20 protein-coding genes and 3 pseudogenes are annotated in these 18,500 nt (G+C 69.2%); 14 read left to right on the plus strand and 9 right to left on the minus strand.

The genetic code is table 11. From position 1 onward, the window contains the following. Position 1: 1 nt before the first annotated feature. Together AB0I23_RS29330 and AB0I23_RS29335 are read right to left on the minus strand one after the other, a co-directional pair. Positions 2-406 carry a PLD nuclease N-terminal domain-containing protein gene (locus AB0I23_RS29330; RefSeq protein ID WP_359113752.1) on the minus strand — a complete coding sequence of 135 codons (405 nt, stop codon included), beginning with the start codon at positions 404-406 and terminating at the stop codon, positions 2-4. A gap of 73 nt (positions 407-479) precedes the next feature. Beyond that, complete coding sequence (locus AB0I23_RS29335; protein WP_359113754.1) at positions 480-686, minus strand: hypothetical protein; 207 nt, start codon at positions 684-686, stop codon at positions 480-482. Between the two features lie 235 nt (positions 687-921). On the opposite strand from AB0I23_RS29335, the gene AB0I23_RS29340 reads away from it, so the two are divergent. Both AB0I23_RS29340 and mqnP read left to right on the plus strand, forming a co-directional pair. Continuing rightward, on the plus strand, positions 922-2,379 hold the full coding sequence (locus AB0I23_RS29340; protein ID WP_359113756.1) for a menaquinone biosynthesis decarboxylase: 1,458 nt from the start codon (positions 922-924) through the stop codon (positions 2,377-2,379). Further along, positions 2,376-3,293, plus strand: a complete 918-nt coding sequence (mqnP, locus tag AB0I23_RS29345) for a menaquinone biosynthesis prenyltransferase MqnP (RefSeq protein ID WP_359113758.1) — start codon at positions 2,376-2,378, stop codon at positions 3,291-3,293. The genes AB0I23_RS29340 and mqnP overlap by 4 nt, the downstream gene beginning before the upstream one ends. On the opposite strand, the gene AB0I23_RS29350 is transcribed toward mqnP, so the two are convergent. Next, on the minus strand, positions 3,283-3,891 hold the full coding sequence (locus tag AB0I23_RS29350; protein WP_359113760.1) for a rhomboid family intramembrane serine protease: 609 nt from the start codon (positions 3,889-3,891) through the stop codon (positions 3,283-3,285). The genes mqnP and AB0I23_RS29350 overlap by 11 nt on opposite strands. Positions 3,892-4,030: 139 nt before the next feature. Between AB0I23_RS29350 and AB0I23_RS29355 the strand changes: the two genes are divergently transcribed. Continuing rightward, positions 4,031-4,702, plus strand: a complete 672-nt coding sequence (locus AB0I23_RS29355; RefSeq protein ID WP_359113787.1) for a UbiX family flavin prenyltransferase — start codon at positions 4,031-4,033, stop codon at positions 4,700-4,702. A gap of 23 nt (positions 4,703-4,725) precedes the next feature. Here AB0I23_RS29355 and AB0I23_RS29360 read toward each other — a convergent pair whose 3' ends face one another. Then, on the minus strand, positions 4,726-4,860 hold the full coding sequence (locus AB0I23_RS29360; RefSeq protein WP_266984549.1) for a hypothetical protein: 135 nt from the start codon (positions 4,858-4,860) through the stop codon (positions 4,726-4,728). A gap of 132 nt (positions 4,861-4,992) precedes the next feature. Between AB0I23_RS29360 and AB0I23_RS29365 the strand changes: the two genes are divergently transcribed. The 7 genes from AB0I23_RS29365 to AB0I23_RS29395 all read left to right on the plus strand — a co-directional run bounded on the left by AB0I23_RS29365 (position 4,993) and on the right by AB0I23_RS29395 (position 11,747). After that, positions 4,993-5,448, plus strand: coding sequence for an Lrp/AsnC family transcriptional regulator (locus AB0I23_RS29365; RefSeq protein WP_266984550.1), 456 nt, complete (start codon positions 4,993-4,995; stop codon positions 5,446-5,448). 103 nt (positions 5,449-5,551) lie between these two features. After that, complete coding sequence (gene mqnE, locus AB0I23_RS29370) at positions 5,552-6,715, plus strand: aminofutalosine synthase MqnE (RefSeq protein WP_359113763.1); 1,164 nt, start codon at positions 5,552-5,554, stop codon at positions 6,713-6,715. Positions 6,716-6,836: 121 nt separating this feature from the next. Further along, on the plus strand, positions 6,837-7,361 hold the full coding sequence (locus AB0I23_RS29375; protein ID WP_359113765.1) for a GNAT family N-acetyltransferase: 525 nt from the start codon (positions 6,837-6,839) through the stop codon (positions 7,359-7,361). Between the two features lie 101 nt (positions 7,362-7,462). After that, the gene (locus AB0I23_RS29380; protein ID WP_037697434.1) at positions 7,463-7,747 is read left to right on the plus strand and encodes a DUF4229 domain-containing protein; all 285 of its coding nucleotides are present in this window, start codon (positions 7,463-7,465) and stop codon (positions 7,745-7,747) included. 430 nt (positions 7,748-8,177) lie between these two features. Continuing rightward, positions 8,178-9,539, plus strand: coding sequence for a dicarboxylate/amino acid:cation symporter (locus AB0I23_RS29385; RefSeq protein ID WP_359113767.1), 1,362 nt, complete (start codon positions 8,178-8,180; stop codon positions 9,537-9,539). A 312-nt stretch (positions 9,540-9,851) separates the two neighbouring features. Beyond that, complete coding sequence (locus tag AB0I23_RS29390) at positions 9,852-10,664, plus strand: M23 family metallopeptidase (protein ID WP_359113769.1); 813 nt, start codon at positions 9,852-9,854, stop codon at positions 10,662-10,664. Positions 10,665-10,985: 321 nt separating this feature from the next. Further along, a complete protein-coding gene (locus AB0I23_RS29395; RefSeq protein WP_359113771.1) occupies positions 10,986-11,747 on the plus strand; it encodes a class I SAM-dependent methyltransferase in 762 nt (253 codons plus the stop codon). Positions 11,748-11,758: 11 nt separating this feature from the next. On the opposite strand, the gene AB0I23_RS29400 is transcribed toward AB0I23_RS29395, so the two are convergent. Continuing rightward, positions 11,759-12,196: a VOC family protein gene (locus tag AB0I23_RS29400; RefSeq protein WP_359113773.1), complete on the minus strand. Its 438-nt coding sequence runs from the start codon at positions 12,194-12,196 to the stop codon at positions 11,759-11,761. A 164-nt stretch (positions 12,197-12,360) separates the two neighbouring features. Here AB0I23_RS29400 and AB0I23_RS29405 point away from each other — a divergent pair. After that, a pseudogene (locus AB0I23_RS29405) lies at positions 12,361-12,468 on the plus strand (aldehyde dehydrogenase family protein); the annotation flags it as partial. 247 nt (positions 12,469-12,715) lie between these two features. Further along, positions 12,716-14,281 (plus strand): APC family permease, encoded by a 1,566-nt coding sequence (locus tag AB0I23_RS29410; protein WP_359113775.1) that lies wholly within the window; start codon positions 12,716-12,718, stop codon positions 14,279-14,281. A gap of 4 nt (positions 14,282-14,285) precedes the next feature. On the opposite strand, the gene AB0I23_RS29415 is transcribed toward AB0I23_RS29410, so the two are convergent. From AB0I23_RS29415 to AB0I23_RS29430, 4 genes are all read right to left on the minus strand, one after another. Beyond that, entirely contained in the window at positions 14,286-14,780 is a 495-nt protein-coding gene (locus tag AB0I23_RS29415; RefSeq protein ID WP_359113777.1) for a hypothetical protein, read from the minus strand. Then, complete coding sequence (locus tag AB0I23_RS29420; RefSeq protein ID WP_359113778.1) at positions 14,777-15,283, minus strand: RNA polymerase sigma factor; 507 nt, start codon at positions 15,281-15,283, stop codon at positions 14,777-14,779. The genes AB0I23_RS29415 and AB0I23_RS29420 overlap by 4 nt, the downstream gene beginning before the upstream one ends. Next, positions 15,273-15,776 (minus strand): DUF3995 domain-containing protein, encoded by a 504-nt coding sequence (locus AB0I23_RS29425; protein WP_359113779.1) that lies wholly within the window; start codon positions 15,774-15,776, stop codon positions 15,273-15,275. The genes AB0I23_RS29420 and AB0I23_RS29425 overlap by 11 nt, the downstream gene beginning before the upstream one ends. Before the next feature lie 281 nt (positions 15,777-16,057). Further along, positions 16,058-17,593, minus strand: coding sequence for a CehA/McbA family metallohydrolase (locus AB0I23_RS29430; protein WP_359113781.1), 1,536 nt, complete (start codon positions 17,591-17,593; stop codon positions 16,058-16,060). A 180-nt stretch (positions 17,594-17,773) separates the two neighbouring features. Between AB0I23_RS29430 and AB0I23_RS29435 the strand changes: the two are divergent. Continuing rightward, a pseudogene (locus AB0I23_RS29435) lies at positions 17,774-17,893 on the plus strand (LLM class F420-dependent oxidoreductase); the annotation flags it as partial. Positions 17,894-18,099: 206 nt separating this feature from the next. Continuing rightward, positions 18,100-18,500, plus strand: a pseudogene (locus AB0I23_RS29440) (penicillin-binding protein 2); the annotation flags it as partial.

Raw genomic sequence — 18,500 nt, forward strand, 5'->3', positions numbered from 1 at the left:
GCTACGAGGCGGGCGGAGCGGACTCCTCGGGGCCGGCCCCGCTCTCCCGGCGCTTGAGCTCCTCCTCGCGGCGACGCAGATCCGCCTCCCAGTCCTTGAGGAGCGACTCGTCCTTCTTGTTCTCGTCCTTCAGCGCCCTCAGGAAATCCGGATTGTCGTCCGGCGCCACCCACTCGTGGCGGTGATTGCGGTGCCATTCGGAGGGCGTACGGCCTCCGGCGGGCACCTGACGCAGTTTGCCGGCGGCCAGCCACACGATCGGGCCGACGATCCAGAAGAGCAGGATGATGAAGACCCAGGCAATCTTCGGCAGGTGCTTGGCCTCGTCCTCCGGGGTGTTCAGACAGTCGATGAACGCGTAGATCGTCAGCGCCAGAGGCAGGAGATAGATCAAGGCCCGGAACATGGTGGAAAAGTCCCCCCACGGAGAGATGGCGGGGCACTGTCCCGCCCCGGTGACGGGCCCAGGGTAGCCGGTGTCAATTGCGTCCCACGGCGAGCAGGTGGGAACCGGCGGCGAGCAGGTCGGGGTACGGCTCTGCCATGCGGGCCGCGGCCGGCGCGGAGGCGAACATCCGCGATTCGGTGAGCGATTCACCGGTGTGCTGCTCGGTTGCTTTCAGCAGGGCCCAGGCGGGGCCCTCGACGCCGTACACCTGGGTGTCGGTGAAACCGGCCTCGCTCATTTCCGACTCCGGTTCGGCACCGGTGTGGAACTGGGCCTCGGTGAAGCCCTCCTTCCCGTCGTGCGAACCGGTCGCCAGGATCTTGGCGATGCCCTGCTGGAGCCCTCCAGGCGTCGGCCGGGGCCGTGAAGCGTCAACCAGGCCGCCGGATTCCCGGTGTGCAACCGCAGCGGCCGATGGCTGAGGTGGGGGAGCCCTGGCAGGTGATGCCGGGGAGGATGCCAAACTGGACCGCATGGCTTACGACGATCTTCGTTCCCTCCTCCGGGCGCTGGAGCGCGAGGGCGAGCTCAAGCGCATCAAGGCCGAGGTCGACCCCTACCTGGAGGTCGGCGAGATCGTCGACCGGGTGAACAAGGCGGGCGGACCCGCGCTGCTCTTCGAGAACGTCAAGGGCTCGTCGATGCCCCTGGCCATGAATGTCTTCGGGACCGACCGGCGGCTGCTGAAGGCGCTCGGGCTGAAGTCGTACGCCGACATCAGCGACAAGATCGGCGGCCTGCTGAAGCCGGAGCTGCCGCACGGTTTCGTCGGAGTGCGCGAGGCGTTCGGCAAGCTCGGCTCGATGGTGCACGTGCCGCCGAAGAAGGTGAAGTCGGACAGCGCCCCCGTGCAGGAGGTCGTCCTCACCGGCGACGACGTGGACCTGGACCGGCTGCCCGCGCTCTTCACCTGGCCCGAGGACGGCGGCTCCTTCTTCAACCTGGGGCTCACCCACACCAAGCACCCGGAGACCGGCGTACGGAACCTGGGGCTCTACCGGCTCCAGCGCCACGACCGGCGCACCATCGGGATGCACTGGCAGATCCACAAGGACAGCCGCAACCACTACCAGGTCGCCGCCAGGCGCGGGGAGCGGCTGCCCGTCGCGATCGCGTTCGGGGCGCCGCCCGCGGTGACGTACGCGTCCACCGCCCCGCTGCCCGGGGACATCGACGAGTACCTGTTCGCCGGGTTCATCCAGGGCAAGCGGATCGAGATGGTCGACTGCAGGACCGTGCCGCTGCAGGTCCCGGCGCAGGCGGAGGTCGTCATCGAGGGGTGGCTGGAGCCCGGCACGATGCTTCCCGAGGGGCCGTTCGGCGACCACACCGGGTTCTACACGCCGCAGGAACCGTTCCCCGCGCTGACCATCGACTGCGTGACCATGCGGAAGCGTCCGCTGCTCCAGTCGATCGTGGTGGGCCGGCCGCCGACCGAGGACGGGCCGCTGGGGCGGGCCACGGAGCGGTTCTTCCTGCCCCTGCTCAAGATCATCGTGCCGGACATCGTGGACTACCACCTGCCGGAGGCGGGCGGCTTCCACAACTGTGCGATCGTCTCGATCGACAAGAAGTACCCGAAGCACGCCCAGAAGGTGATGAGTGCCATCTGGGGCGCGCACATGATGTCGCTGACCAAACTGATCGTCGTCGTGGACTCCGACTGCGACGTCCACGATCTGCACGAGGTCGCCTGGCGGGCGCTCGGCAACACCGACTACGCCCGGGACCTCACCGTCACCGAAGGCCCGGTCGATCATCTCGACCACGCCTCCTACCAGCAGTTCTGGGGCGGCAAGGCGGGCATCGACGCGACGAAGAAGTGGCCCGAGGAGGGCTACACCCGGGACGGGGGCTGGCCGGACATGGTCGAGTCCGACCCGGAGACGGCGGCGAAGGTCGACCGCCGGTGGAAGGAGTACGGGCTGTGAGTGCGGCCGAAGCGACGCTGGGCCCCGGGCCCGCGCAACCGACCGGCAGGGTCAAGGCGTTCTTGCGGCTCGTGATGATCGAGCACTCGGTCTTCGCGCTGCCCTTCGCCTACATCGCCTCGCTGACCGCGATGTTCCACCTCGACGAGAACATCCACTGGGTGCGCCTGCTGCTCGTCACCGTCGCGATGGTCGGGCTGCGCACGTTCGCCATGGCCGCGAACCGGATCATCGACCGCGAGATCGACGCCCGTAATCCGCGTACCGCCGGCCGTGAGCTGGTCACCGGTGCCGTCTCCGTGACGTCGGCGTGGACGGGCGCGCTCGTCGCGGTCGTCGTCTTCCTCGGCGCCGCCGCGCTGCTGAACCCGCTGTGTCTGGCGCTCGCGCCGATCGCCGTCGTGCCGATGGTCGTCTATCCGTACGGCAAGCGGTTCACCCACTACCCGCACGCCATCCTCGGTATCGCGCAGGCCATAGGGCCCATCGGCGCCTGGCTGGCGGTCACCGGCAGCTGGTCGTGGGACGCGGTGATACTCGGTCTCGCGGTCGGCGTCTGGATCGGCGGCTTCGACCTGATCTTCGCCTGCCAGGACGTCCAGGCGGACCGCGCGCACGGTGTGTTCTCGGTCCCGGCCCGCTTCGGGATCCCGGCCGCGCTGTGGGGGGCGCGGGTCTGCCATGCGGTGACGACCGGGCTGCTGGTCTGGTTCGGTCTGGCGACGGGTGCGGAGCTGTTCTACTGGACCGGGATGGTGATAGTCGCCGTGGCGTTCGTGTACGAGCACCGCGTGGTGCGGCCGCACGATCTGTCCCGGCTGAACCGGGCGTTCTTCTCCGTCAACGGGTTCATCGGGATCGCGCTGTTCGCGTGTGCCCTGCTGGACCTGCTGGTGCGCGGCCTCACACCGTAGAGGCGGGGGGTACGGGGCGGGCGGTACGGCGCGGGCGGCGGAACGCGAACGCCGCGCCCACCCCTCCGATCAGCCCGAAGAGATGTCCCTGCCAGCTGATCCCGGAGTCGGTCGGCAGGACTCCCCACAGCAGTGAGCCGTAGACCGCGGCGATCACGACGCCCACCACGACGTCGAGCGGCCTCCGGTCGACGAAGCCGCGGACCAGCAGGTAGCCGAAGAGGCCGAAGACCACGCCGGACGCGCCGAGCGTGACGGTGTGCGGTGGCGCGGTCAGCCAGACGCCGAGGCCGCTGACGACGATGACGGTGAGGACGACGGCGGCGAACCGGCGTATCCCGCCGAGGGCGGCGATGAAGCCGAGGATCAGCAGCGGGACGGTGTTGGAGGCGACATGCTCCCACCCGCTGTGCAGGAACGCGGCGGGCACGATGTCGAGGAGTTCGGCCGGCGCGCGCGGAGTGATGCCGTAGGTGTCGAGTGCTTGGCCGGTCGCCGTGTCGATGCCTTCGAGCACCCACAGCAGTGCGATCCAGCCCAGCATCAGCGCGCCGGCCGTCACCGCCCGCGCGGAGGTGCCTGTTCGGGTACCGGTCATGGCCGCCCCCTGTCCTTGGCCTGGCCGTCAACGGCCTGTCCTCGGCCTGTCCTTCATCTGTCGGAACGCACGGAGCCCCTCGCTCGGTTCCGCAACTCCTGCGCCGGATAGGCTCGGGGGTGTGGAATCCGGGACTTCAGTGAGTCAGCAGCAGCGGCAGCCTTGGATTGTCGGGGTTTCGGGCGCTTCAGGCACACCATTCGCCGCCGCCGTGCTGCGTGGTCTGCTGGCCGCGGGCGAGAGCGTCGACCTGGTGGTGAGCCGGGCCGCGCGGCTGACGCTGCTGGACGAGACCGGGATCGCCTTCCGCGACGCACGCTGGCAGGAGGACCTGCGGAGCTGGCTGGCGCGCGGCGCGGACGGGAAGCCGCACACCTTCGAGGTGGGTGATGCGGAGCTCGACGCCGTACAGCACTGGGCGGCCGGCGATCTCGCGGCCGGGCCGTCCTCGGGGTCGTACCCGGCGAAGGGGATGCTGATCGTTCCCGCCTCGACGGCCTGTGTGGCCGGAGTGGCGCTCGGGCTCTCGAAGGATCTGCTCCAGCGGGCCGCGAGCGTGACGCTCAAGGAGCGGCGGAAGCTGGTCGTCGCGGTGCGCGAGACTCCGCTGAACGCATCGACGCTGAAGCATCTGGTGACCCTGGACGAGGCGGGCGCCGTGGTGCTGCCCGCCTCTCCGGCGTTCTATGCGGGCGCGACGCACATCCAGGATCTGGTGGACTTCGTCGCGGGGCGGGTGCTGGACGCGGCAGGGGTGCCGCACCAGCTGTACCGCCGGTGGGAGGGGAAGCTCGGTGGCTCCCGTGACTGAGGCCGGGTTCGCCCCGGCGGGACTCAGCGCTTCTTCGGGGCGCGCGGGGTGCGGGTCTTGTCGATCCGGTGCGCGGCGGCGGGCTGGTGGGCACGCGAGCGGTTGGCCAGGTCCTGCAGCTCGCGCATCCGGGCGTAGGCCATCTCGATCGTGTACACGGTGTTTTCACTCCTGAGGATTCGAAAGCGCTTCTTGGAATATCTGAAAGATTTACAGGGCGTGGGCTCTGTATGCCTTAGATTCTACACGTAGACTCGCGATACTGCTGAACAATGGAAGGTTTCAGTCATATGGACGCGGTGGACAGGCAGCTCATCCAGGCCCTGAGAGAGAACGGCAGGGCCTCGTACGCCGAGCTGGGACGGCTCGTCGGGCTCTCCGGGCCCAGCGTCACCGACCGCATCAACCGGCTGGAAACCGCCGGTGTCATCACCGGGTACCGCGCCACCGTCGACGCCGCCTCGCTCGGGCTCGGGGTCACGGCCCTGATCGGCATCTCGCTCTCCGATGCCGCCGACCACGAGGACGTCGCGCGCCGGCTCAAGGACCTCGCCGAGATCGAGGACTGCTGGTTCATCGCGGGCGACGACTCGTTCATGCTCAAGGTGCGGGTCGGTGACGTCGACGGCCTGGAGAAGACCATCCGTCGGCTCAGCGGCACGAAGGGCGTCTCCCGCACCCGTACGACGATCGTGCTCTCCACCAAGTGGGAGAACCGGGTCGGGGAACTCCCCGAGGAGTCGTAGGCGTAACGTGGTGGAGCCCCCGGGGGACCGGGGGTTTCTACCGGTGTCACGGTGGAATCCGGTGGAACGCACAGCACGTCAGAGACATCTGGGAGGCAGCCGCATGGACGTTGGGCTCAAGCGCGAGCTGGAGGAGAAGGTCCGCGCAGGGGAGCGGCTGACCCGCGAGGACGGCATCGCCCTCTACGAGTCGGACGACCTGGCCTGGCTCGGTGGCCTCGCCCATGAGGTGCGCATGCGCAAGAACGGCGACGTCGTGCACTTCAACGTCAACCGGCACCTCAACATGACGAACGTGTGCACCGCCTCGTGCGCGTACTGCTCGTTCCAGCGCAAGCCGGGCGAGAAGGACGCGTACACGATGCGCATCGAGGAGGCCGTCCGCCTCGCGAAGGCGATGGAGGGCGAGAGCCTCACCGAGCTGCACATCGTCAACGGGCTGCACCCCACCCTCCCGTGGCGCTACTACCCGCGCTCCCTCAGCGCGCTGAAGGAAGCGCTGCCGCAGGTCTCCCTCAAGGCGTTCACCGCGACCGAGATCCACCACTTCGAGACCATCTCCGGGCTCTCCGCCTCCGAGATCCTCGACGAGCTGATCGAGGCCGGTCTGGAGTCGCTGACCGGTGGCGGCGCGGAGATCTTCGACTGGGAGGTCCGCCGGCACATCGTGGACCACGACACCCACTGGGAAGACTGGTCGCGCATCCACCGCCTCGCGCACGAGAAGGGTCTGAAGACCCCGGCGACGATGCTGTACGGGCATATCGAGGAGCCGCGTCACCGCGTCGACCATGTGCTGCGACTGCGCGAGCTGCAGGACGAGACCGGTGGCTTCCAGGTCTTCATCCCGCTTCGCTACCAGCACGACTTCGTGGACATGAAGGACGGCAAGGTCCGCAACAAGCTCCAGGCGCGGACGACGATGGCGACCGGCGCCGAGGCGCTGAAGACCTTCGCCGTCTCGCGTCTGCTCTTCGACAACGTCCCGCACGTCAAGGTCTTCTGGGTGATGCACGGCGTGCAGACCGCCCAGCTCGCGCTCCAGCACGGCGCGGACGACATGGACGGCTCGGTCGTCGAGTACAAGATCACGCACGACGCGGACAACTACGGCACGCCGAACAAGCTCGGCCGTGACGACCTGCTGGACCTGATCCGGGACGCGGGCTTCCGCCCTGTCGAGCGCAACACCCGGTACGAGATCATCCGCGAGTACCCGGGGCCGGACGCCGACCGTCGCGAGTCGCCGCAGCCGATGCGCGTCTGACGTCCGGCACATCCCTGCGTACCGCTCCGTACGAAAGCCCCGGCCGCCGTCCCCGGCCGGGGCTTTCTCGCGTACCGGGCGGTTCTTGAGCCACCCATTCTGTAATAGGTAATCTGCCCTCATGGCACTTACTTTTGAGCTCGACCCCAAGTTCGACGGCACGTTGCGGGACGGCATCATCGCGCTCTGGGCCGATGTCTCCAACGCGGGCGGAGCCGTCGGCTTCATACCGCCCGTCACCACCGAGGAGATCCGGCCCGAGCTGGTCAAGCATCTCGTCTCGATGGCCGAGGGGCACACCCGGCTGCTGGTCGGGTACGACGAGGAGGGCGCCGTCGCCGCCACCGCCTTCCTCACCCACAACACACACCGGCTGATGACCCACTGGCTCTGGATCTACACGGTGATGGTCCATCCCCGACACCAGGGCAAGGGCTACGGCCGCGGTCTGATGTCCGCCGTGGCGGAGGCGGCCCGCGGGTTCGAGGGCATCGAGGCGATCCGGCTGACCTGCCGGGGCGGCACCGGCGCCGACCGTTTCTACATGTCGTGCGGTTACAAGGAGGTCGGGCGGGTGCCGGATGCGATCCGGGTCGCCGACGGGGACGACCGCGACGACATCATCATGCTGCTCCCGCTGGGCTGACCGCAGGGGCCTTCCGGCTGCTCCTGCCCGCCGAAGTGATCGATTTCGGGGCATGCTTCACTGGTCGGGCAGGATTGTCGTATGTAGAGAGAAGGCCAGCCGTGTCCGCTGCCAAGCCGAGCGCAACGATCCGGTACACCCTGATGCGCCTCAGCATCTTCGTCGGCTGTCTCGCCGTCGTCGCCGTGGCTGTCACCTACGGTCTGCTGCCCTCCGGGCTGGGCGGGTCCAACGTCATGTGGATCATCATGCTGGCCCTGCTTCTCTCCGCGCCCCTCAGCTACGTCCTGCTCCGCAAGCAGCGCGACGAGATGTCCGCGCAGATCGCCCCGAAGATCGACCGTGCCAAGGCGCGGCTGGCGGCGAACCAGGGCCAGGAGGACTGACGACGCCGTGTAGCGAGCCGCGTCGAGCCCGTGAGGGCCGAGTGTGGGTCGGGTAAGGGATACGTAAGGTTCCTCACACCCGCAGAGATTCTCGTTGAAACCCCAGTACCGAGCTTCCCGCTCATGTGCTGGGGTTTCGCCGTTCCCCGGGCCGGGCGAGTCATGGTTTTCCCAAAGAAGACCTTTGAGGATCTCAAAGTTCAAGTGTTAACGTGTTCGGCATGAAGACATCTGTGCGCCCCCGCCACTCGGCGAGCATTCCGCTCGTGGCGCGCCTGCATGTCGATCTCTGCCGCTGTATGTCCGCGGTCTGTTAGCCGCAACGTCGAACCGGCACCATGCAGCGGCGCCGCCCCTGACGCGGGCGCCGCACCCCCGTCCCCCCGTCTCGTTCCCGTGCGCCCCGATGCGTCACATCAGGAGTGTGTCCGTGTCCGCGAATCCCGCGTCCGCCACCGCCGGCACCGGCAAGCCGTCCGGCTCCGGCTCCGGTTTCCGTATACCCAAGGTCCCGTTCTGGGCCCAGATCGTCGCCGGTCTCGTCCTCGGCGTGCTGCTCGGGTGGCTCGCCCGCAGCCAGGACATCAGCTGGCTCTACACCACGCTCGACAAGGTCGGCCACATCTTCGTCCAGCTGCTGAAGCTGGCCGTCGCGCCCCTCGTCTTCTTCGCGATCCTGGTGTCGATCACCAACCTGCGCAAGGTCAACAACGCCGCCCGGCTGGCCAGCCGCACACTGCTCTGGTTCATGATCACCTCGTTGATCGCGGTCGCCATCGGCCTCGCGATCGGTCTGATCACCAACCCGGGTTCGGGCACCGGCCTGACCCCGAAGGACGGCAAGCTGCCGGAGAGCGCGGGCTCCTGGCTCGACTTCCTGACCGGCATCATCCCTACGAGCGTGATCACCCCGTTCACCGAGCTGAACGTCCTGCAGATCGTCTTCATGGCCGCGGTCGCCGGTATCGCCGCGCTCCAGCTCGGTGAGAAGGCCCAGCCGATCCTCACTCTCAGCGAGTCGATCCTGGAGCTCCTCCAGAAGGCCCTGTGGTGGGTCATCCGCCTGGCCCCCATCGGCACCATCGGCCTCATCGGCTACGCGATCGCCGACTACGGCTGGGACCTGATCGGCAAGTACGCGACGTTCACCGCCGACGTCTACATCGGCTGCGCCCTGGTGCTGTTCGGGGTGTACCCGCTGCTGCTCGCCACGGTCGCCAAGGTCAACCCGGTCCAGTTCTTCAAGGGCGCCTGGCCCGCGATCCAGCTGGCCTTCGTCTCCCGCTCCTCGGTCGGCACGATGCCGGTCACCCAGAAGGTCACCGAGCGTCTCGGAGTCCCGAAGGAGTACGCGAGCTTCAGCGTCCCGTTCGGGGCGACCACGAAGATGGACGGCTGCGCCGCGATCTACCCGGCGCTGGCGGCGATCTTCATCGCCCAGATCTTCGACGTGCAGCTGGGTGTCGGTGACTACATCCTGATCGCGTTCGTCTCCGTGATCGGCTCGGCGGCCACCGCCGGTCTCACCGGTGCGACGGTCATGCTGACCCTCACGCTGTCGACGCTGGGTCTGCCGCTGGAGGGTGTGGGTCTGCTGATGGCCATCGACCCGATCCTGGACATGATGCGTACGGCCACCAATGTGGCCGGCCAAGCGCTGATCCCGGTGATCGTCTCGGCCCGCGAGAAGATCCTCGACCTCGACGCGTACAACTCGGCCTCGTCCTCCCCGGTCGACGACGTCGAGGTACGCGACACGGAGCAGCAGGTGAGCGTCCCGGTCGCCGCGTAACGGCCATGCTTCCGCCGAGCGCCCCCGGTCCGTCGACTGACGGACCGGGGGCGCTCGGCGTTGTGCGGGCGCGGGCCGGCGTCTCAGGGAGCGGTGCCCGCGGCTCCCGCCGAGCAGAAGTAGCGGTGGCCGGTCACGAATCCGGTCCCCCGCCTGTTCGCGTCGCGACTTCGGACCCTACGCGTACGTCCTCCGGGCGCAGTGGGTCTATGAGGGAAGCGGAAACTCCGGCACTCTTGAGCCCGTTCAACCCGGATTGATGCCCCGCACTCCAGCCCCGCACTCCACGCCCGGATTCGACTCGGAGGACGTATGCGCTCCTTACGTATCGCCCTGCTGGCCCTCGTGGCTCTGCTCGCAGGACTGCTCACCGCAACTCCCGCCGCAGCGGCGCCGAACTTCAAGGCGCCGTTCCCCTGCGGCCAGACCTGGACCTACAGCCACCATTCGGCGGAGGTCAGATCGGCGCTCGACTTCGTCCGCACGGACGGCGGAGCCACCGCCGGGACCCCGGTCCTCGCCTCGTCCGGAGGGACGGCGCACCGCTACTCCCAGCCCAGCGGCGCGGGCAACTACATCGTGATCGACCACGGCGGCGGCTGGCAGACCTACTACTTCCACCTCTCCTCGTACTCCGTCGCCGACGGCGCCTCGGTCTCCCAGGGCCGGCAGATCGGCGTGACGGGCACGACCGGCAACAGCTCCGGCGCCCACATCCACTACGAACAGCTGTACAACGGCGTCGGCCAGACCATCACGATCAACGGCCAGTCGCTGGCCCCGTACCCCGGCTCGTACTACAGCAAGTACTTGACCAGCGACAACGGCTGTGGCGGCGCGAAGTACTGGGTGGACACGTTCGCCAATGCGACGGGCTACGCCGCACCCAACACCGCTGACGCGCAGGGCGTACTGTACGCGGGCACGAACTACGTCTACTGCAAGGTGTGGGGCGCCCAGGTCGGCTCGGGCAGCGCCTACAACCACTGGTGGCTGAAGACCGACCTGGACACGGTGTACGCGGGCAAGAACGGCCGCGGCGCGTACGTCTCCGCGTACTACCTCTCGCGCTGGGGCAACGACGAGGCACGCGACAACAACGGCGCGGTCATTCCCAACTGCTGACGCCGGTCCGGTGGGTGGTCCCGCCCGTCCCCCGGGAAGGGGGGCGGGCAGGATCACCGGGATGCGGGAGTGCGCGGGACCCGACAACACACGGAGTTCGCGCGGGAATTCGTCAAGAAACATGCGCGAGCGCCATCGGGAATGCCGCCTTGACGGCGTCCGGCGGGGGTATGGGCAACCCTGCGGCAACGGTCGCGGGGGTGCGGGTGCGGAAGCCCGGCGCAGCCTCTCGGGCGGCCGTCCGCGACTCCGAGCAAACTTCCCTGACCTGGGCTTTTGCGCCGCACAGTCCTACCGTTTCCCCTCATGGAAGGGGATCCGATGGACCGGAACATACGCACGGTCGACGACGTGCTGAAGCTGCTGGACGGCCTGTTCGCGCCGGAGGCCGATCGCTGGACGGCGGACGGGGCCGACTGGTGGGACGGCTTCTACACCGATCGCTCGAAGCCGGTGCCGTTCTTCGTGGCGAAGCCGGACGAGAGCCTGGTCTCGTACCTCGACCGATCCATGATCACGCCGTGTCGCACGCTCGACCTCGGGTGCGGTCCGGGCCGCAACGCCGTCCATCTCGCCTCCCTGGGCTTGCAGGTCGACGCCGTCGACCTCTCCCCGACAGCCATCTCCTGGGCCGAGGAGCGCGCCCGGGAGGCCGGGGCCGACATCCGGTTCCGGTGCGGTGACGCCTTCGCCCTCGGCGAGGCCGACTTGGGCGGCCCGTACGACCTGATTTACGACTCCGGCTGCTTCCACCACCTGCCGCCGCACCGCCGCGTCAGCTACCTCGCCCTGCTCGACCGCGCGCTCGCCCCGGGCGGCCATCTCGCCCTTACGTGCTTCGCAGCCGGAGCGATGGGCTCCGAACTTCCGGACGCGGAGTTCTACCGTCGGTCCGGCCTCCGTGGCGGGCTCGCCTACACGCCGGAGTCCCTGCGTCGGATCTTCTCCGACCTGACGGAGGTCGAACTGCGCCGGATGCAGGACGAAGCGCCCGAGTCCCCGTACTTCGGTGAGCCGTTCCTGTGGACGGCTCTGTTCCGCCGCGACGTCCAGACGTCGCCCGGTGGGTCACCCACGACGTGACGGAGTCGGAGTCAGAGCACGCAGAACTCGTTGCCCTCCGGGTCGGCCATCTCCACGTGATCGGGGCGGCCGTCCATGTCGTGCTCGCGCACCACGGTCGCGCCGGCAGCGGTCAGGCGTGTGACCGCCTCGGTCACGCGCGGCCACCGCACCTCCCACGGCGTCTCGCGGCCGCCGCCGGCCTGTACGTCCAGGTGCACCCGGTTCTTCGCCACCTTCGGCTCCGGCACCTTCAGGAAGGACAGCGTCGGCCCCACCCTGTCCGGGTCGCACAGGTACGCGCCGTCGTCCCACTCCTCCTCCGGGACGCCGTGGTGGGCGAACCACTCCTCCCAGCTGCCGAAACCGGCGGGCGGAGGCTTCGGCACGTAGCCGAGGGCGAGCGCCCAGAACTCCGCGAGCCTGGTCGGCTGCGCGCAGTCGAGCGTCACGGTCCACTTGGTCGGCATGGCTCCTCCTCGGTCCGGGGCATGTGGTGGGGACCGTACCGCGCACCTCTGACACGCACGGACCGTCGGCCTCAGCCGATGTCCTTGAGGACGGCATTTCCGGCCGCTGCGGCGTGAGCGTGGCGAGCGGCACCCACAGCAGGAGTACCGGTTCCAACCCGTACACGGAGGCCCCGTTCGGCGGGTTCAAGAGGAGCGGGGTGGGGCGCGACGTGGGTTCGTACGCGCTGCATGCGTACAGCGAACTCCAGGCGATCGTCTGGTCGGGCTGAGCATCGGAGCGGGGCGGCTGTTCGGATAACGGACAGCCGCGGGAAATTTTCGAATCATCACAAACCGGACAGTGCTGCGGTTCTCGCACGATGATCCGATCGAGTCTGGACCATCGATTGAGTGGCGTTCTGCGATATTCACATTCAATTCACTTGTTGTCTGCTGTAATTGGTCGTCCAATCTAAGGGTGAGGCGCCGGAGTCTCGCGCTCCGGATGTGGAAATCGCAGCGCATACCGTCCTCTTTATGACTCAGGTGGACATGCGGCCGCAGGCCGGAGAGACGGCACGGGGCACCGCCCCCGCCGACGGCGGTGTTCGCGGCAAGGGCCTGGGCGGCAACTCCGTCGGCCTGATGGGCAGCGCCGTCATCGGCATCTCGACCGTCGCCCCCGTCTACTGCCTCACGTCCACCCTCGGCTCCACCGCGGGCGAGGTCGGCGTCCAGATGCCCGCCGTCTTCCTGGCCGGCTTCCTGCCGATGCTGCTGGTCGCCTTCGCCTACCGCGAACTCAACAAGGTCATGCCGGACTGCGGCACCTCCTTCACCTGGACGGTGAAGGCATTCGGCCCGCGCGTCGGCTGGATGTGCGGCTGGGGCCTGGTCATCGCCACGATCATCGTCCTGTCGAACCTGGCGGGCGTGGCGACGTCGTACTTCTGGCTGCTCGCGGGCGAGATCACCGGCAGTGACTCGATCGCCGCCCTGGACGACAACAAGCCCGTCCACATCCTCACCTGCCTCATCCTGATCGCGGTCGCCACGGCGATCAGCTACCGGGGGATGACCGCCACGAAGGGCATCCAGTACGCACTGGTGGGGCTCCAACTCGTAGTCCTCGCCCTGTTCGTGGCGATGGCGGTGCAGAAGGGGACGAGTGGCGACTTCGCGTCGTCGGTCCACTTCTCGTGGTCATGGCTGAACCCGTTCGCGGTGCAGTCCTTCGCCGCCTTCACCGCCGGCCTGTCGCTGTCGATCTTCATGTTCTGGGGCTGGGACACCTGCCTGACCGCCAACGAGGAGACGACCGGCAGCGAGAAGACCCCCGGCCGCGCCGCACTCATCGCGATGGTCGTCCTGGTCGGCTCCTACCTGGCGACCGGCGTCGCCGCCCAGATGGCCGTCGGCTCCGGCACCACCGGTCTCGGCCTGGCCAACCCGGACACCTCCGACAACGTCTTCGCCGCACTGGCCGGCCCGATCATGGGTCCCGGCCTCGGCATCCTGCTCTTCGTCGCCGTCCTCGCCTCGGCCGCTGCGAGCCTGCAGACCACGTTCATCCCCGTGGCGCGCACGGTGCTGGCCATGTCCACGTACGAGGCCCTGCCCGCCTCGTACGCGCGGGTCCACCCGCGCTTCAAGACGCCCGGGAAGGCAACCGTCACGGCGGGCGTCGCGACCGGTGTCTTCTACACGGTCATGACCCTGGTCAGCGAGCACGTCCTGGTCGACACGATCTACGCGCTCGGCCTTATGATCTGCTTCTACTACGCGCTGACGGCGTTCGCCTGCGCCTGGTACTTCCGCGCCGAACTCACCCGCTCCGCCCGCGACCTGGCCTTCAAGGGCCTCTTCCCGGTCGGCGGCGGCATCCTGCTCACCGCCGTCTTCGGCAAGACCCTCTACGACATGTGGGACCCGGCGTACGGCTCCGGCTCGTCGGTCCTCGGGGTCGGTTCGGTGTTCGTGATCGGTGTGGGGCTGCTGCTGCTCGGCGTGGTGCTGATGGTGGCGATGCAGCGCAGGAGCCCCTCGTTCTTCCGCGGCGAGGTGCTGACGAAGGAGACCCCGGCGCTCGTCGTCGAGGACTGAGCGGTCACCCCGCCACCCGCTCCTCCAGCCGCCCCAGCACCCGTCGCCCCGCCCGCCCCACGGCCACGGGAAGCAGAGCCGCGCGGCCCGGGACACGAACGCCGCCGGTGAACGCCACCAGGGTGCGATCCGGGGCGGTGGCGGACGGGGTGGCCGCCATGCCGATCAGGAGGAAGCGGCTCTGCAGCCATACCCAGCCGGGGCGGCGGATGCCGTCGAAGCGGGCCCGCAGGCCGAGGCGGCTCACGGCCACGGCCTCGATGCGGTCGCCGTCCGCACGGGTCAGGCGCAGGCCGCGCATGTCCGGGACCAGGCGGGCCAGTTCGCCGTCCAGGTCCGCGAGGAGCGGGGCGATCGTGTCGTACGGGGCGGCGATCTCACCGGAGGTGACACGGGCGCCGCGGATGCCCGCCGCGAGGGCGTGCAGGCGGCGGACCGGATCGAGGACGGTTGCGGTGGGCCAGGGGACGGAGCCCGGGGCGGGGCGGTTGTCGGTCATGACGACCAAGCCTTCCTGAAGGAGTCCCGGGCCCGGTGCAGCCGTGACTTCACGGTGCCTACGCGCAGGCCGAGCAGTGCGGCGGCGGACTGTTCGTCGAAGCCCTCGATGTCGCGCAGGACCAGGACCGCGCGGTGCTCGGGGGAGAGCCGGGCGAGAGTGTCGTCGATGTCGGCGGCCAGCTGCGGGTCGCCGCGGCCGGGCAGCGAGGTGAGGTCGGCGGGGACGGCGCGGGCGGTGCGGCGGGCGACGCGGACCGCTTCGCGGCAGGCGATCGCGCGCACCCAGCCGTACAGCGCGGCCGGTTCCTTCAGCGTCCGCAGACCGCGGAAGACGGCGACCAGGGTCTCCTGAACGGCGTCCGGTCCGTCGGCGAGCGCGATGGGCGTGCAGATGCGGCCCGCGTACGGGGTGAGGAGGTCGAGGAGTTCGTTCATGGCGATCGTGTCGCCGCGCTGGGCGGCGCGTACCAGCAGCACCGCGCGGTCGTGGTCATCGGACACGGGCGGGGGCTTCCTCCGGCGCGGTCTCGTTCTTCGTGGAGTCGTCCGTTGCCGCAAGGCGGAACGCGGCGGTGGCCATGGCCAGGCACAGGGGTGTGTACAGGGCCAGGTTGAGCCAGTAGAACGTGTCTTCCGCCCCGTCGTCGAGACCTGCCCGTACGCCGAACACCCAGGCGACGCCCGCCAGTCCGCGGACCGCCGTACCGCAGCCGACGGCCAGGGTCGCGGCTTGCAGGAGACGGCCGAGGCGGTGGCGGCGGCCCAGCCGGGCGCGAGCCACGACCAGTGCGGATCCGGTCAGCAGCATGGTGGCCAGAGGGAGCAGGACCGGCGGGGTGAACGGCACGTCGGCGCCCAGTACCGCGTACGAGAGCGTCGTGACGTCCTGTGCGGGCCAGGTGGAGCCGGTGGACCAGGAGAGGTGCAGCAGGGCGTCCGTGGTCAGGACGGTGGCGATGGCGGCGGCGAGCGCGGTGGGGCGGGTCGGGCGCATGACGGCTCCTCTGCGAAGAACGGGTGACGGGACGCGTCACCCCACAGAGGAGCCGGACCGGGGATTCGTTCCCCGGTCGGTGCGGTGTGCGGCGATTCATGGTGCGGGGGCCGGGGACAGCGGCACCCGGCCGTTGAACCACAGCTTGTGGACGGCCACTTCGAGCACCCGGACCAAGGTGCAGGACCGGCGCCGACGGCCGGAGCGACGTGATGGTCAGGCCGTGCGCCAGTGACCGAGCGGGCCCGGCTCGCCTTTCTGAGCCGGGCCGCCGCACCCCGCTAGGAGATGTCCATGAACACCGGATTGGTGAGCGCCGCCAGTGCCCCTGGCAGCCCCGGCACCGTGGCCGAGTGGCGGACCTCGGCGCGGACATAGGCGGCGTACCTCGGGGTCGTACGCCACTCCACCGTGCCCGAGCCCGACTCCGGCAGCGTGGAGGTGAACAGCGTGCCCTGGTCCGTGACGAAGTGGGCGGTGCAGCCGGGCACCCCGGTGACCTCCAGCCGTACGGTGACCGGACTGTCCGCGTCGGCCCGCAGCCGCTCACCGATCCCCGCGTGCCCGCCGCGCCCGCCCGCTACGCCGAAGGAGAGCGTGACGGCGGACGACTCGGCGATGTACGAGTGCCCGGCCCGGATGCCCGCGAGGATCGCGTCGCGCGAGAGCTCCTCGGCGAGGACGACGGTCTGCGGCAGCCCTACCCTGTCCGGCTCGCGGTGCGCGTCGCTGTTGCCCATCGCCGGTATCCACGGCTTCGATGCGTGGACGGCCGCGACGAGGGAGTTGTCCCACTCGGCGAGCGCGATCTCGTCCTCCGGGGTGTACGGCCCGTTCCACACCTCCACCGCGTCCGCCTCTCCGAAGCCGAACTTCCAGTGGCAGCCGATGCAGGTGGCGTGCGGATGGGCGGGGACGACCAGGCCGCCCGCCCGGCGGACGGCCTTCGCGTAGTGCCCGAAGCGGTTGTCGCGGGCCCGGTAGCGCCAGTCGACGAAGGTGCCGGGGTCGGTGGCGAGCGCGATCACATGACCGTTGCGCGTGGTGATCTCCTCGCCCGTCAGGATCAGCAGATCGTCGCCCCACAGCCCCTGCCAGGCGCTGTGCGCGGTGTGGGTGTTGTGCTCGCTGCTGTTGATGAAGTCGAGCCCGGCGGCGCGCGCGGCGGTGGCGATCTCGGCGGGGGTGCGCTTGCCGTCCGAGTGGACGGAGTGCAGATGGCAGTCTCCGCGGTACCAGGCGCCGCCGCGTCCCCTGGCGCGCTCGGGCGGGTACACAGGCGCCGGAGTGGTGCCGGACTCGCCGAAACGGAGGGTGATCGTCACCTCGTACGGGAGCCCCTCGGGCGCGACGGTGTACGGGCCCAGCGCGATGTTCCAGGTCCCGGCCCTTACCGGACCCGCGACATAACCGGGTGTCGCCTCGTCCGCCCGGATGAAGAAGCCTGCACGCGCCCCGCCGGACCAGCCCCGGAACCCGCGCCCGCCCAACTCCGTCCCGCGCTCGTCGAAGATGCCGATGTCGAGGGCGTTGCCCTGGGCGCCGGCCGGGACAGGCGTCTTCATGTACGTGTACGAGACAGCGATCTCCCGCACCCCGTGCGGCACGTCGACCGGCAGATAGACGAAGTCGGGCGACCCGGTCGGCAGGGTGCCGCGCACGGTCTTCGTCAGCTCGGCCCGGTCCGTGCCGCTGTCTTTGCCGGGTGCGGCGTTCGCGAAGCTCACAGTGGACAACGTTAGGGCGGTGGCGGCGGTCCCGACGAGAAGGCCGCGCCTGCCGAGCGGGCCGTTCTGCGGGGTGTCCGGTCGGGTCATACGAGTGGCTCCCCAGGGTGTCGTGAGTGACGAGGGTGACGTACTCGAACCTTGCTATGAGGTCATGAACTCACCGCAAACGGAAGTGGATTCACGGACAGGAACGGCGACGCGGGAGTCCGGGGCGTCCTGATCGGCACCGCATAGGTCGGGGTCGGACGACGACGGAGGTGTCCTCGCATGCGGATCGCCACAACGATTTTCCTCGCCGACGAGACGATCACGCCGGTACGGCTCGCGCGCGAGCTCGAACAGCGGGGATTCGCCGCGCTCTATCTGCCGGAGCACACGCACATCCCGGGACCGCTCGGGTGACGTCCGCACCGCACCCCCGGGAGGACGGGCGCGCCACGTCTCCCGGGGGTGCGGTGATCGGGAATGATCGGCCACCCCGGCGGGCGGGCCCGCGCCCCCTTCCGCGGGCCCGCCCCCCGGTGCAACCGTTCGCCCGGTATGCGCATCTTCCCCTGTTGAAGATCGAACCGGTTCCGGGGAGCGGGGGAACGATGAACAGGCCGTTGCGGCACATAGCCATCTTCTGCGGGCTGCTGGTGATGGCCCTGATGCTGCGGACGAACTGGCTCCAGTACTTCCAGCGCGAGGCACTCTCCACCGACGAGCACAATCGCCGGGTGAAGATCGCCCAGTTCGCCACTCCGCGCGGCGACATCATCGTCGGCGGCAAGGCGATCACCGGCTCCAAGGCGGTCGACGGCACGGACTTCAGGTACCAGCGGACCTTCAAGCAGGGCGCGATGTACGCCCCCGTCACCGGCTACGCCTCCCAGGCGCAGGGCATGTCCCTCCTGGAGAAGACGTACGACACCGTCCTCAGCGGCCAGGACGACCGGTTCGCCTTCCGGCACGCCAAGGACATCCTCACCGGTGAACAGCGCCGCGGCGGCGA

The sequence above is a fragment of the Streptomyces atratus genome, from assembly GCF_040655115.1.
GTDB classification, from domain to species: Bacteria; Actinomycetota; Actinomycetes; order Streptomycetales; family Streptomycetaceae; genus Streptomyces; species Streptomyces atratus_D.